Source organism: Pseudomonas hygromyciniae (genome assembly GCF_016925675.1).
In the GTDB taxonomy this organism is placed as follows: Bacteria; Pseudomonadota; Gammaproteobacteria; order Pseudomonadales; family Pseudomonadaceae; genus Aquipseudomonas; species Aquipseudomonas hygromyciniae.
In genome coordinates this window covers 122501-137221 of record NZ_CP070506.1, presented here as the reverse complement: position 1 = coordinate 137221, position 14721 = coordinate 122501, and the positions used below count along the sequence as shown (strand labels likewise).

Genomic DNA, 14721 nt, shown 5'->3' with positions numbered 1-14721 from the left:
CGGCCGATTCATTTGCGGCCACCGTTCACTGGCATGGGGTCGCGATTGCACGGCATACTCACGCCCAATCGCGCGCCGTTGGCCTATGCTCTGACAGGCTGTCGTCAGTTCTTCTCATGAGGGATGTTCAATGTTCTACGTGCAACGTGATGCACAGGGTGAGCTGATTCGCGCCGAAGCGGTTGCCTTCGCCGAATCGACCGGTACCCTGCCCGCGGATCATCATGAGATCCAGGCCTGGTTCGCCAATGAGGAAGCGGAGCTGAGCCTCAAGCAGCTCAAGCACAGTGACTCGGAGATGATCCGGGTGCTGGAAGACTTGATTCAGGTGCTGATCCAGAAAGGTGTGATCAACCTGACTGACTTGCCGGTTGCCGCGCAAGCCAAGCTCAAGGACCGCAGCCACGCACGGGAATCACTGGGTGGCCTGAGCCACCTGATCAATGATGATGAGACCGGCCTGATCTGAGGCCGGCCACGGCCTCAGCGCCAGGGCGCCGGCTCACCAAACAGCTGGCCCTGCACGCCAAAAATCCCCATCTCGCGAATTACCTGCAACTCACCTTCGGTTTCGACCCGCTCGGCAATCAGCGGCAAGTCGATGCTGTGGGCTGCGCGCTGGATAGCTTCGATAAACAGGCGCTTGTCGCTTTCCTGGTCGATGTCGCGGATGTAGCTGCCATCGATCTTCAGGTAGGCCAGGCCCAGGCGCGCCAGGTTGCCGATCATGCTGAAGCGCCCGCCAAAGCGTTGCAGGCTGAGGGAAAAGTTCAGCTCCCGCAGGCGGTGGGTCAACTGCTCCAGCACCGCCTGTTCAGGCAGTTGCTCTTCACCGATTTCCAGGGTCAGGCGCGGGCCCAGGTTGGAATGTTGGCGCAGCAGGTCGAAGACTCGGTTCAGGGCTTGCGGGTCTGCCAGGGTCGCCGCAGACAGGTTCAGGGCCAGCGAGTGCTCGTGGCTGGCCATTTGTTTGAGTACCAGCTCCAACATCACCCGGTCCAGGCGCGCTGACCAGCCAAACCGCTCAAGCCAAGGCAGGAAACGACCGGCCGGGATCGTGTGGCCGTGGCTGTCGACCAAGCGTGAGAGCACTTTGTAATGCAGGATCAGTTGCGGATCCTGGCTGGCCACCACCGGTTGGAAGTACAGCTCGAAGCGTTGCTGGGTCAGCGCCTGATCCAACAGTGTGTGCCAGGCATGATGATCGTCGCCGACGCTGGCCGCCGCGCTGTGATCCAGGCACACCCAACTGATATCGCCCAAGGTTTCAGCCTGGGCCAGCGCCTGGTCGGCCAGGGTCAGCAGGGCTTGCGGCGAATCACCGTGATTGAACGGCGCCAGGCCGATACAGGCAACCGGCGAAACGTCACTGGCGCCGGTGGCTTGCAGGCTTTGCAGGGTGCTTTCCAGGTTCTGCGCCAACTGCAACGCCTCTTCACGCATCAGCCCCGGCGCCAGCACGGCAAACTCACCACCGCGGATACGGGTGACCAGATTGTGGGTTTCCGGGTACGGCTCGCATTGGCGCAGTAACTGTTCACCGACCGCCTGCAGCAGTTGGTCGGTGCGCTGGCCGCCGAGGCGCTGGTTGAGGCCGGCCAAGTCCTTGACCCGCAACACCAGCAGGTAGCCTGAGCTGGTTTCTTCGGGGTTGCTGACCCGCGCGTTGAGTTGCATCTCGAAGTAGCGACGGTTGGCCAGGCCGGTGAGGTTGTCTTGATAGGACTCCACCCGCAGTTTTTCGCTACGTTCGGCCTGCTCCTGGAACAGGGCCTTGAGCTTTTCCACCATCTGGTTCATCGCCTGCACTACGCGGCGCAGTTCCGGGGTGCGCGGCAGATCCGGCAGGCTCAGGAACTCGCGGCGAGCAATGGCATGGGACTGTTTGACCATGTAGTCCAAAGGCTTGAGTTGCCGGCGCAGCAACAGCGCACCCAGCACCGCACTCACCGCGCCGCACAGCAACAGCCAGCCGAGGCTGCCCAGGGCGCTCTGCCACAGTTTGGCCAGGGCGAACATCGGATGGCTGACCACCTCGACCCGGGCCGCCTGCTCCCAGCCACGGCTGACCAGGGCGTCGCCACCGGCCGGTTCCAGGCCGATCAGCTTGACGAACCAGTTGGGCACGCCGTTGTTATCGGGGATGCCACTGCGCTCGACGATGACCTGATCATTGGTCACATCGATCACACGGATGCTGGCGTAATAACCGCTATCGAAAATCGAGCTGACCAGCAGCTCGACCATCGCCGGATCGTCGATATTGGGGGTCAAGGACAGCGCCAAGGCGGTCGCCGCGTCCTGCGCGTGGGAGCGCAGTTGGTTCACGTACTGGGTACGCGAGCTTTCCAGGCTGACCATGAAGCTGCCGCTGAAGGCGACCACCAGGAACAGACAGATAGCGATCAACAGCTGTTTGAACAGTGACATCTGAACAGTTACTCCTAGTTGGCCGGCTCGGCTGGGAAGCCTTCCGCACGCATTTTTTTCAACACATCCTGCCAGCGTGACAGGCGTTTGGTGTCGCCAACCTTTTTGTTGCCCTTGGCGCCCGGCAGGTACAAGCCTTCGGCGTTGAAGGAGTAGACCGGCAGCAAGTCGGTCCGTTGGCTGGCAGGCTGGATTTCATCGATCAGGCTGTCGAGCACCAGCGGCATGGCCTCTGGCGTCGAATAATAGGTCAAGACCATATGGGCGCGATTCTGCCGCAATGCCTTGACGTAGGTAATGCGCAATTTGTCGCTGGAGACGCCCAGGTGCCGCAGGCTGAAATACTTGGCGATGGCATAGTCTTCACAATCGCCGGCGCCCTTCCACAGGGCTTCGATGGGCGTTTCCCAATAATCGACCTGGTTCCACAAGTCGATATCTTCGACATAGCGCACCCGCTTGTTGAAGAACAGGTTGACCACCTTGAGCTGCTCCGCCTCGCTGCCTTGTTTTTGCGTGGCCAGCAGTTGCTGCCAGTCATCGATACGCTGCTGACCCGCGCCCAACGGCCCGTAGAGCGCGGTGGCTCGCCGGCTGATCTGGGAGAAATCCCAATCGGCATGCAGCCCGCCAGGCAATAAGCCAGCCAGCAGCAGCGCTGAAAACAGCCAGCACAGGATCCGCGAGGGAGTAAAACGTACCGCCAATGGTTTCAGTCCGTAGAAAGAGACGGAGAATCAATCGATGGTGAAGGGTCGGTCGGCAAAAAACAATGGCACGGTGCAATCACTCAATGCCCACTACGCTAAAGCAATCGCGCCTTGTAAGACGCCAGCCAGCCATAATGTGCGATGAAAAACCGCGCTGTTGAGTCGCTTACAAAGGGAAACCTTGCCTGTTTGACAAGCTTGCATGCAATCTCTAGTGTTCTTTGGATCCAATCAGCCAAAACCCATTCCAACAAGAAAGGAGGATAGCGTAGTCGTGACGCACAAGCCGAACCCTTTGAGCAGCATCAAGATCAGTGGGCCCATTCCTGCTCACCTCGCTCGCTCCGTTATTGAAGAAACACTGCGCAACGCCATACTGGATGGCCGCCTGCCCTGCGGCACCGCCATGCGCCAGCAAGAACTGGCCAGCCTGTTCGGGGTCAGCCGGATGCCGGTGCGCGAAGCCCTGCGCCAACTGGAGGCACAGTCGCTGTTGCATGTTGTGACCCATAAAGGTGCCGTGGTCGCCCCGCTGATTGAAGATAACTCGGCGGAGACTTACGCCCTGCGCATTCTCCTGGAATCGGAGGCGCTGCGCTTATCGATCCCGTTGCTCAGCGAGCACGATATCGAGCAGGCAGATGCCTTGATCGACGCTCTTGAGCGCGAAACCGACTACACCGAAATCGGCCGGCTCAACCGTCTGTTTCATATGGCGCTGTATGGCAAGGCACCCAACCAGCGGTTGTTGAACCTGGTGGAGCATGGGCTGAACGAGGAGGAGCGCTTCCTGCGGTTCAACCTTGAAGCCATGGGCCTGGGAGAGACCTCCCAGGAAGACCACCGCGAACTACTGAACCTGGTCGCGCAGAAAAAGGTCGAGCAGAGCGTGCTGACGCTGCGTAATCACCTGATGCGCGGGATGGAAGTGATCACTCATTACCTGAACAGCCTTGAACAGGACGACAAGGAGCCGCGCTGATTTCTCCCGACTTTGGTCGCCCAGTGCGGGACCTGGATTGCCAGGCGCCGCACACGTCCAAAGCCGGCCTCTACTGCTGTCACCTTCTGGATCGCTGCGGTAACGGACTTGACATTGACTGCCAGGAAATTTCCAGCTTTGCAAAGCAACAGTGGATTAAGTACTGGTCATTCTGTTCACAACCTGAAACCTGCAAACAACAAGGAAAGTTCCCACATCGAATATAAAGTTCGACTACGAAACGCCCCTTCCTGTAAAAAAACCTTATATAACTCATAAAGTATTTGAACACTTAACCAAGTGTTTACTCTTTAATTGGACTTGGCGCTGCAGTCAAAAGCGAAGCACCAGGCTTGAGCATGCCTGTGGACGGCACCCAATCCAATAAGACTAAGTGGCATTGTCACTATTTGTTGCTTGCCGGGCATCCAAGCCAGCCGTGACACGCCCATGACTGCGCAACGAAAAACTCATCCGCAACACACTTGGTTCTAAACAACCCTTTTTATCTGAGTCGATATAACGACTTATAGGCATTAACCATGTTTCAACTTCAAGAACTACTCAACCATAAAAAACTGCAACTACAAGAACATCCAATTTTCCTGGAAATCAATTCTTTCGCGCAGTTACAACATTTTATGCAAAACCATGTTTTCGCCGTCTGGGACTTCATGACGCTGACCAAACGCCTGCAACAGGAGCTGACCTGCATGCGCCTGCCGTGGCTGCCCCCGACAGACCCGCAAGCGGCGCGACTGATCAACGAAATTGTGCTGGACGAAGAATCCGACCACCAGTTGGGTGACGGGTACGGCAGTCACTTCGAACTGTACCTGGAGGCCATGCGCGAGGTAGGCGCCAGTACCGCCAACATCGAACGCTTCATCGCGTTACAACGCGAGGGGGCAAGCGTCGATAGCGCCCTGGCACAGATCACGATTGAGCCTGCGGTAGAGCGCTTCGTCCGGCACACCCTGGACGTTGCCTTGAACGCACCGACCCATTGTGTCGCCGCTACCTTCCTGCATGGCCGCGAAAGTGTCATCCCGGCGATGTTCAAACGCCTCCTGGAAGGCAGCAACGTCGCCCATCGGCAGGCGCCCAGCCTGTGCTACTACCTCAAGCGGCATATCGAGCTGGATGCCCAGGACCATGAACCAGCTGCAGAGCAACTGCTGCGGCGCCTGGTCCAGGCAGACCCCCTGTACGAGCAACAGGCCTGGCATGCCGCTCTTAGCGCGGTGGAGAACCGCATTGCCTTGTGGGACAGCCTGCGCCAACACGCAGCACGCCGGGAGGTGAGCCTGTGAGCGCACACTACCGCTCGTTTGCGAGCGACTGGGAGTATCAGGCGACCGTCCGTACTCGCCCGCGACGCCTGCTGGAAGAAGACGACAAGTTGATCTATCCGCTGTGTCGCCAACCGCTGGTGCTCAGTGCTGGGTTTCTTGAGCACTGCCCGCAGTGGCGCGACTTTGTCCTGGTGCAGACGTTCTACAAATTCATCAATGACGTGGTGATCTTTGAAACAGAGATTGTTGATAAGACCGCACGGAACATCGCCAAGGATCGCTTTTCAATCCCCTTCCCTGCGACCTGCCGCTACGACGCCATGACCGTGGTGGTCGATGAGGACTACCACGCTCTCGTCGCCCTGGACTTCATGCAGCAAACGCTGGAGCAAACCGGTATCGCACCACTGAAACTGCCCGCGGCCATCGAATTGAGCCGCGCCATACCCGCCGCGCAGGCACTGGCGCCAACACATCTACAAGATGCCGTAGAGCTGATTTGCGTGGCGATTGCCGAGAACACGGTGACCCATGACGTGGCGGCGTTTGCCAAGGATGACAGCGTCAAACAATCGGTCAGGGGGTTGATGGCCGACCATCTGGCTGACGAGGGTCGCCATGCCATCTTCTGGGCCAGCCTGGTCCGACTCTACTGGCAAACGGCAAGCGATGAAGACCGCCACTGTATCGCCCACGTCCTGCCGGTCTTCCTGCAACACTATTTGACCAATGATCTGCAAAGGGGCTTCAACCTGCTCTTGATCGAGCATCTGGATATCAGCGCCCACGCCCGTGAAGTCCTGCAGGCGGAGGTCAGTGCCCTGGCCTTCCCCATCACTCGCCAGCACCCGCTGATCAGCAACATCATGGGTTTGCTGCGCCGTAGCGGGCTGCTGCAAACACCTTGTGTCGCCCAAGCGCTAAGCGCCTATCTGCCCGTATCCGGGAGCCAATCATGAGACGCCTGGGGATTCGGTTGCTCGGCACCAGTGCCGCCTTGGATGAGCTGAGGCAGGCGCTGGCGCCCTATGGCCATGAACTCTCCGCGCAGGCACCGGCTATTGACCTGCTGATTGAGGACGGCAGCCAGCCCGTCGTGCAGGACTTGGCCGGCATGGCCGTGATGAGCCTGCGCCTGTCCATCGGTGCCTTGAGTGAGTGCGGGCTGCCGATCCTGCAAATACGCTGCTATGACCGCATCCAGCAATTGCTGGCCGTGCTGGACGTGGCCCCGCCCTCCTGCGGCAACGGCCAACAGTTGCGACGCCAGGCAGTCGCACGCCTGATCGAGTGGGTCGCACTGCAGGTCAGCGGCTTTTCGCGCAACCCTGGACACTTCGTACAGCGCGCAAGCGCCTCCAAGGTTCCAGAGCAGAGCCTCCAGGGCCTGGAAGGACTGGCCTACCTGCATCGCTTTAACCGAACCGATAATCCCGGACTGATACAAAAAGCCCGGACGCCACTGATCGAGCAACTGGAGCACGGCTTGCGGACCTTTGCCGATAGGCCGGCCCTGGAGATCGCGGGCCTCACCCTGAACTATCGCCAATTGTTGCGACACTGCCTGGCCATCCAGCAGGTTTTACAGCCGTTGCTCGGGTCTGGGCAGGCGCCCGTAGTCGGCATCTGCCTGGGCAAGTCGGTGGGGTTGTACGCCAGCATTCTGGCGACCCTCGGTTGCGGCGCGGTGTATCTACCGCTGGAGCCGGGCCACCCCGTGCCGCGCCAACAGGCCATGCTGGAGAATGCCGGGGCCGTCGTGCTACTCGATGATGGCCAGCATCCCTTGCGCGGGCATTTCACGGCTGTGGATGTCAGCCGCATAGGCAGCCAGCACATGGACGACAGCAGGCCCTTGGCGCTTACTTCGCCCTCCACTGACAGTGCCTGCATGGTGCTTTACACCTCGGGCACCACCGGCCAACCCAAGGGGGTCTTGCTCAGCCAGCAGAACCTGGCCCATTTCTCTGCGTGGTACAGCCAGTATGTTGAACTCACTGAGCACAGCCGCGTCCTGCAATTTTCGTCCTTGAGCTTTGACTCGTCGCTAATTGACCTGTTTGCGGCCCTGTGCCAGGGCGCGACCCTGATCGTGCCCAGTGAAGAACAGCGTCGCGACCCTCACCAGTTGGTTGAGTTGATCCAGCAACGACGCGTCTCGCACGCCTTCCTGCCGCCAGCACTGTTGAGCCTGCTACCGCTGGATCGGCCGCTGGGCCTGGAGCACCTGTTGACCGGCGGTGACATCTGCGAGCCCCATGTCATCGCGCGGATCGCCGGGCAATGCGCCCTGCATAACCTGTATGGCCCCACAGAGGCGACTGTGCTGGTCAGCAGTCATCGGATACGCGCTGATGACAGCAATCTCAACCTCGGCACGCCAATCGCCAACAGCCAGGTGCTGATCCTCGACGAGCAGCGGCGGCCAGTCGAGAACCAGGTGGTGGGCGAACTGTACATTGTCGGCCCCGGGGTGAGCCTCGGTTACGTGAACCAGCCACAACAGACCGCCGAGTGCTTTGTGCACCTTGCGCTACCTGACAGCCAGACCTTGCGCGCCTACCGCACGGGAGATATGGCGAAATGGACGGCAGAGGGCATCGAGCTGGTCGGGCGCCGGGACCTGCAGGTGAAGATCCGTGGTTTTCGGGTCGAGCCCCAGGAGATCGAGCAGTGCTTGCGTGCCAGCCAGCTTTTTCGCCAGGTCGCGGTGGTGATTGACGGTGATCGACGAGTCCTCGCGTTCGTGGCGCACGCTGATCCCAGCCACTCAGGTACGGCCCTGGCCGCGTTAAAGCAACATGCCAGGCAACGGCTGCCGGACTATATGCAGCCAACGGTGTGTACAGAATTGCCGAGCCTGCCTTATGGCAGCAATGGCAAGGTCGACCGCCAGGCTTTGTTGGCGCTGGCGGTTCAAACTGTCTCGCAGCCTCCTCAACGCCGCCCTCAAACACCGGTGGAAGGGCAATTGCTGGATCTGTGGAGTGAACTGCTGGGGTTACCGGCCGACGAGATATCGACTGACGACAGTTTTTTCCATCTCGGCGGTCACTCTATCCTGCTTTCAACCATGCTCCTGCAGATTCGCGAGTTGTACGGGCGCAGCCTGCCGCTCAATCGGTTTATCGAGGCGCCCACAGTGCAGACGCTCGCGGCGTTGATGGGCGACAGCGCACCAGGTGCCGCTCCCACCGACCAGGCGATCAACGATGCACTACGCACGCTGGATCTAGCGCTATTACCTGCAGAGCGTGCCGGTGATCGCCATAAGGCTATCGTGACGGGGGCCAATAGTTTCTTGGGTATCCATATCGTCGAGGCCTTACTGGTGGCCGGAGCGACCGAAGTCGCCTGCCTGGTTCGGGAAAACCCAGGGCAATCGGCCACTGCACGGTTTGCCGAAGCCTTGCGTGAATACCGCCTGGAACACCTGGACCTGAGCCGGGTGCGTGTGTACACCGCGGATCTGCGCCAACCGCGCATGGGGCTAGAGGCACAGGTTTATGAATACCTCGCCCGCCAGTACGGTGTGCTGGTACACAGCGCGGCCCACGTCAATCACGTCATGGACTACGCATCGCTGGCCAAGGACAACGTGGAACCGGTGCTTGAATGCCTGCGCCTTTGCGAAATCCACTGCAAGAAAGTGCTCAACTTCGTGTCCACCTTATCTGCGTCAAGCAGCGTCGGGGCCGACGGGCAAGTGCTTGAAGCTCCTGCAGCAAGTACGCCGCCGCTTTACATCAAGAACGGCTACAACCTGTCCAAATGGGTTGCTGAGCGTTTGTTGGGGCGTGCCGCCGCACAAGGTGCCTGGATTAATATCTACCGCCCCGGGAACATCAGTTTCAATAGCCGCAATGGCGTCTGCCAGCCACACAAAAACCGTCTGATGCTGATGCTCAAGGGATCGCTGCAGTTGGGCCGGGTGCCACGCCTGGGATTGAACTTCGACCTGATGCCGGTGGATTTCCTGGCACGTTTCATTGCCTTCCACAGTGGCAATTACGTTGCCGAGCGTAGCGTCTTCAACTTGCACAACCCGCAGCCCTTGAAGTGGGAAGCCTATGTCGAGTCGTTTCGCCAGGCAGGTCATGCGTTCGAGTTGGTGAGCGTAGCGGATTGGCAACACCATCTGCGCAAAGTGGATCGCGAGAATGCCCTTTTCGGTGTGCTCGGGTTCTACCTCAATGGGCTGGGAGAAGACACGGGCGACATCTCAATGATCCGCCATGAGAACGCACGCCACGGTGTTGAACAGATGGGCGCGCAGTACCCGGAAAAAGAACCCGCGCTGTTACGCAGAGGGTGCCAGTACCTCAATGCCATCGGCTTTCTGTGAGCCGCTCCAACAGGAAAAATTTATGACACAGCTGCAACCCGATACGTTGATCAAAAACCCCCAGGGCAAGCCTCTGGTGTCATCTGTGGTGATTGCCTGCAGTGCTTCAACGCTATGGAAGGTCGTGGGGCGCTTCGAGGGATTTGACGCGTTCATTCCTGCCCTGGCGCGCATCACGATGACGGGCAGCGGCGTGGGATCGCTACGCAATAAACACTTCCACGATGGCGGTATCGCCGTAGAACAACTCAACAGCCGCGATGAGCTGGCGATGCACATGACCTGGACGACAATCTATAACACCTTGGGCGTGGCCCGACTGTGGGCGGCGATGAGCGTTGAGTCGCTCGGGGAGAATCTGGCGCGGGCGACCTGGACCATCATCGCCGAACCTGTCGATGCCGGCGGTAAAGATGGATTCGAGCAGTTCATCCAGGATTTCGCCGACCGCGCACTGGATAACGTTTGCCGTTTGCTTGGTTAAAAAAATGGCGCAGTGCACTGCTGCACTACGCCATATTTATTGCCTGGCAATCAGATCTTGAAACTGTCGACCAACTGCTTCAAGCGATTGGCTTGTTGTGACAGCGCATCGCAGTCTTTCAAGGTCTCGTTGAGGTTGGCCACGCCTTGCTGGTTAAGCAGGTTGATCTGGTTGATATCGACATTGAGTGTTTCCACCACGGCGGTCTGTTCCTCAGTGGCTGCCGCCACCGACTGGTTCATGCCATCAATCTCGACGATCCGCTGAGTCACACTGATCAAGCGTTCACCCGCCTGGTTGGCGACCTCGACGCTTTCTTCACTGGAGACCTGGCTGGCGTTCATCGTGGTGACCGCTTCGCGAGAGCCGATCTGCAACGAGGTGATCATCTTGTGGATCTCCTCCGCCGACTCCTGGGTACGGTGAGCCAGGTTGCGTACTTCGTCAGCCACGACGGCAAAACCACGGCCGGCTTCACCGGCACGGGCAGCCTCAATGGCAGCGTTGAGCGCAAGCAGGTTGGTTTGCTGCGAGATGCCTTTGATCACATCGAGAATGTGCCCAATGTTATCGGTGCTGGCATTCAAGGTTTCAATCTGAGTACAGGACAGGCTGATCTTCTGCGACAACTCGGACATCGCCAGGATGGTTTTCTCCACCACTTGGCGACCGTCGTCGGCTTGCTCACTGGCGCCACTGGCATGCTGTGAGGCATCAGCGGCGTTACGGGCGATTTCCTGGGTGGCGGCACCCAGTTCGTTAATGGCCGCGGCAACGCTGTTGGTACGGGCGCTCTGCTCGTCGGAGCCGATAATCGAGGCGTTGGACGAGGCCATCACGCGCTGGGACAGATCGTGCACATGCCTCGTCGCTGAAGACACTTCGCTGATCGAGGCATGGATACGCTCGACAAACTGGTTGAAGGCGCCACCCAGTTCGCCGAACTCGTCCTTGCTTTCCACGACCAGGCGGCGAGTCAGGTCGCCCTCGCCTTGGGCAATGTCTTGCATTGCACGGCCCATGGTGGTCAGTGGACGCATCAGCACCTGGATCAACAGGCTCAGCAATACGGCAATTGCGGTGACGGCAATGAACATCGCGATCAAGGCGGAGGTGCGGAATTTACTCAGGGGAGCGTAGGCTTTGTCTTTGTCGATCGACAGGCCTATGTACCAATCTGCACCCGGCAGGCCGCTGATCGGGGTGAAGGACAGGATACGGTCCTGACCATTGAGGATTACATCCTGGTTAACCTTCTCAATACGGACGCTGCTGCCTGGGTAGATGTCCTTGAGGTTTTTCATCACCTGATCCTGGTCGGGGCTGACGATCACCTGTCCGTCGCCACTGACCAGGAACGCATGGCCAATACCGCCGAAGTCTACCGAGTTGATGATCTTCACCAGGGTTTGCAGGCTCAAGTCCCCCCCTACTACACCGAGCAGTTCGCCATTTTTCTTGACCGGCATCGCGATGGTGACGATCAAGCCACCGACAGCGGCCATGTAAGGTGGCGTCAGCATGGGTTTATCAGCAGCGACCGCTTGCTTGTACCAGGGGCGCTGACGTGGGTCGTAGCCATCCGGCATTTTCGCGTCAGGGCGCTGGGTGAAGACGCCGTTGGTTGAACCGACATAAGTGAACTGGAAGTTCGAGGTGAATGCCGGTTGATCGACCAAGCCGGGAAGGTCGGCATTACTGCCTTGGTGAGCAACGTTCTGCGCAAGATTTTCCAGGACCAGTACCCGACCACTGAGCCAGTTCTGCACGCTGCTGGCGGTCAGGTCACCCGACTGCTGGATGGATGACTCCAGATTTTGCCTGATGGTATTGCGCTGCAGGTAGTCGTTGTACAGCGTGAACAGCGCGAAGGCCAAAACCACGACGCCTGACGCGGCCAACAGAATTTTATGACTGAACTTGAGATTCATTTCATCGACTTCTTTTTGCCAAAAGGGGGTGAGCGTGCCGAATGCAACATTCCATGTACGGTATAGGCGAACTCTACGACCGCTCTATTTCGGTGCGCGCATGGCTCATTAGGCTTTCGGCCAAGACCGGATAAATCTTAGGAATTTGTGGGATAGATCTTCTTATTGCGTGGGAAACCGACGGGCGGTCTGAATAGGGCACCCAGGCCCTAAAACGACAAAACCCCCGCCTGCGTTAGCAGACGGGGGTTTTGGAATTTGATCTTGACGATGACCTACTCTCACATGGGGAAACCCCACACTACCATCGGCGATGCATCGTTTCACTGCTGAGTTCGGGATGGGATCAGGTGGTTCCAATGCTCTATGGTCGTCAAGAAATTCTGTGTACCGGAGCGTTGCGCTAGCAACGGTCCGATGAAATTCATGGACTTCTACATAAACAAAACCCCTGTTTGCGTTAGCAAACAGGGGTTTCGGAATTTAATCTTGACGATGACCTACTCTCACATGGGGAAACCCCACACTACCATCGGCGATGCATCGTTTCACTACTGAGTTCGGGATGGGATCAGGTGGTTCCAATGCTCTATGGTCGTCAAGAAATTCGGGTACTGAGTCGTGGCCAGCTGGCCTCGCTTCAGCAAATTGGGTATGTAATAGAAGTCGGTGTTTGCAAGATCGAACTTTCGGTTCATTTCGTCTTCACACACCGCAATCTGGCCTTTCGACGCAAATTGCTTGGGTGTTATATGGTCAAGCCTCACGGGCAATTAGTATTGGTTAGCTCAACGCCTCACAGCGCTTACACACCCAACCTATCAACGTCGTAGTCTTCGACGGCCCTTCAGGGAACTCAAGGTTCCAGTGAGATCTCATCTTGAGGCTAGTTTCCCGCTTAGATGCTTTCAGCGGTTATCTATTCCGAACATAGCTACCCGGCAATGCCACTGGCGTGACAACCGGAACACCAGAGGTTCGTCCACTCCGGTCCTCTCGTACTAGGAGCAGCCCCTCTCAAATCTCAAACGTCCACGGCAGATAGGGACCGAACTGTCTCACGACGTTCTAAACCCAGCTCGCGTACCACTTTAAATGGCGAACAGCCATACCCTTGGGACCGGCTTCAGCCCCAGGATGTGATGAGCCGACATCGAGGTGCCAAACACCGCCGTCGATATGAACTCTTGGGCGGTATCAGCCTGTTATCCCCCGGAGTACCTTTTTATCCGTTGAGCGATGGCCCTTCCATACAGAACCACCGGATCACTAAGACCTACTTTTCGTACCTGCTCGACGTGTCTGTCTCGCAGTCAAGCGCGCTTTTGCCTTTATACTCTACGACCGATTTCCGACCGGTCTGAGCGCACCTTCGTACTCCTCCGTTACTCTTTAGGAGGAGACCGCCCCAGTCAAACTACCCACCATACACTGTCCTCGATCCGGATAACGGACCTGAGTTAGAACCTCAAAGTTGCCAGGGTGGTATTTCAAGGTTGGCTCCACGCGAACTGGCGTCCACGCTTCAAAGCCTCCCACCTATCCTACACAAGCAAATTCAAAGTCCAGTGCAAAGCTATAGTAAAGGTTCACGGGGTCTTTCCGTCTAGCCGCGGATACACTGCATCTTCACAGCGATTTCAATTTCACTGAGTCTCGGGTGGAGACAGCGCCGCCATCGTTACGCCATTCGTGCAGGTCGGAACTTACCCGACAAGGAATTTCGCTACCTTAGGACCGTTATAGTTACGGCCGCCGTTTACCGGGGCTTCGATCAAGAGCTTCGCGTTAGCTAACCCCATCAATTAACCTTCCGGCACCGGGCAGGCGTCACACCCTATACGTCCACTTTCGTGTTTGCAGAGTGCTGTGTTTTTAATAAACAGTCGCAGCGGCCTGGTATCTTCGACCGGCATGAGCTTACGGAGCAAGTCCTTCACCCTCACCGGCGCACCTTCTCCCGAAGTTACGGTGCCATTTTGCCTAGTTCCTTCACCCGAGTTCTCTCAAGCGCCTTGGTATTCTCTACCCAACCACCTGTGTCGGTTTGGGGTACGGTTCCTGGTTACCTGAAGCTTAGAAGCTTTTCTTGGAAGCATGGCATCAACCACTTCGTCACCCAAAGGGTAACTCGTCATCAGCTCTCGGCCTTAGAATCCCGGATTTACCTAAGATTCCAGCCTACCACCTTAAACTTGGACAACCAACGCCAAGCTGGCCTAGCCTTCTCCGTCCCTCCATCGCAATAACCAGAAGTACAGGAATATTAACCTGTTTTCCATCGACTACGCTTTTCAGCCTCGCCTTAGGGACCGACTAACCCTGCGTCGATTAACGTTGCGCAGGAAACCTTGGTCTTTCGGCGTGGGTGTTTTTCACACCCATTGTCGTTACTCATGTCAGCATTCGCACTTCTGATACCTCCAGCAAGCTTCTCAACTCACCTTCACAGGCTTACAGAACGCTCCTCTACCGCATCATCCGAAGATGATACCCGTAGCTTCGGTGTATGGTTTGAGCCCCGTTACATCTTCCGCGCAGGCC

Annotated in this window: 9 protein-coding genes and 3 rRNA genes (1 of these 12 running past the window's edge); 6 read left to right on the top strand and 6 right to left on the bottom strand. The window is 57.8% G+C overall.

Features of this window, described 5'->3' with window-relative positions:
* Positions 1–130 precede the first annotated feature (130 nt).
* A complete protein-coding gene (locus JTY93_RS00640; protein ID WP_057441348.1) occupies positions 131–469 on the top strand; it encodes a hypothetical protein in 339 nt (112 codons plus the stop codon).
* A 14-nt stretch (positions 470–483) separates the two neighbouring features.
* Here JTY93_RS00640 and lapD read toward each other — a convergent pair whose 3' ends face one another.
* A complete protein-coding gene (lapD, locus tag JTY93_RS00635) occupies positions 484–2430 on the bottom strand; it encodes a cyclic di-GMP receptor LapD (protein WP_205479255.1) in 1947 nt (648 codons plus the stop codon).
* Between the two features lie 14 nt (positions 2431–2444).
* Positions 2445–3137 carry a cysteine protease LapG gene (lapG, locus tag JTY93_RS00630; RefSeq protein WP_169999511.1) on the bottom strand — a complete coding sequence of 231 codons (693 nt, stop codon included), beginning with the start codon at positions 3135–3137 and terminating at the stop codon, positions 2445–2447.
* 277 nt (positions 3138–3414) lie between these two features.
* Here lapG and JTY93_RS00625 point away from each other — a divergent pair, with 277 nt between their 5' ends.
* The 5 genes from JTY93_RS00625 (at position 3415) to JTY93_RS00605 (ending at position 10246) form a co-directional block, all read left to right on the top strand.
* Positions 3415–4122 (top strand): GntR family transcriptional regulator, encoded by a 708-nt coding sequence (locus tag JTY93_RS00625; protein ID WP_205479257.1) that lies wholly within the window; start codon positions 3415–3417, stop codon positions 4120–4122.
* Positions 4123–4664: 542 nt separating this feature from the next.
* The gene (locus JTY93_RS00620; protein ID WP_205479260.1) at positions 4665–5435 is read left to right on the top strand and encodes a DUF3050 domain-containing protein; all 771 of its coding nucleotides are present in this window, start codon (positions 4665–4667) and stop codon (positions 5433–5435) included.
* The gene (locus JTY93_RS00615) at positions 5432–6376 is read left to right on the top strand and encodes a diiron oxygenase (protein WP_205479267.1); all 945 of its coding nucleotides are present in this window, start codon (positions 5432–5434) and stop codon (positions 6374–6376) included. Before JTY93_RS00620 ends, JTY93_RS00615 begins: the two co-directional genes overlap by 4 nt.
* Positions 6373–9762, top strand: coding sequence for an amino acid adenylation domain-containing protein (locus JTY93_RS00610; protein WP_205479269.1), 3390 nt, complete (start codon positions 6373–6375; stop codon positions 9760–9762). The genes JTY93_RS00615 and JTY93_RS00610 overlap by 4 nt, the downstream gene beginning before the upstream one ends.
* Positions 9763–9784: 22 nt before the next feature.
* Positions 9785–10246, top strand: a complete 462-nt coding sequence (locus tag JTY93_RS00605) for an SRPBCC family protein (protein WP_205479278.1) — start codon at positions 9785–9787, stop codon at positions 10244–10246.
* 50 nt (positions 10247–10296) lie between these two features.
* Here JTY93_RS00605 and JTY93_RS00600 read toward each other — a convergent pair whose 3' ends face one another.
* From JTY93_RS00600 to JTY93_RS00585, 4 genes are all read right to left on the bottom strand, one after another.
* On the bottom strand, positions 10297–12177 hold the full coding sequence (locus JTY93_RS00600; RefSeq protein ID WP_169999505.1) for a methyl-accepting chemotaxis protein: 1881 nt from the start codon (positions 12175–12177) through the stop codon (positions 10297–10299).
* 262 nt (positions 12178–12439) lie between these two features.
* A 5S ribosomal RNA gene (gene rrf / locus JTY93_RS00595) occupies positions 12440–12555 on the bottom strand.
* 109 nt (positions 12556–12664) lie between these two features.
* Positions 12665–12780 (bottom strand): 5S ribosomal RNA (gene rrf, locus JTY93_RS00590).
* 149 nt (positions 12781–12929) lie between these two features.
* Positions 12930–14721 (bottom strand): 23S ribosomal RNA (locus tag JTY93_RS00585); it runs 1110 nt beyond the window's last position.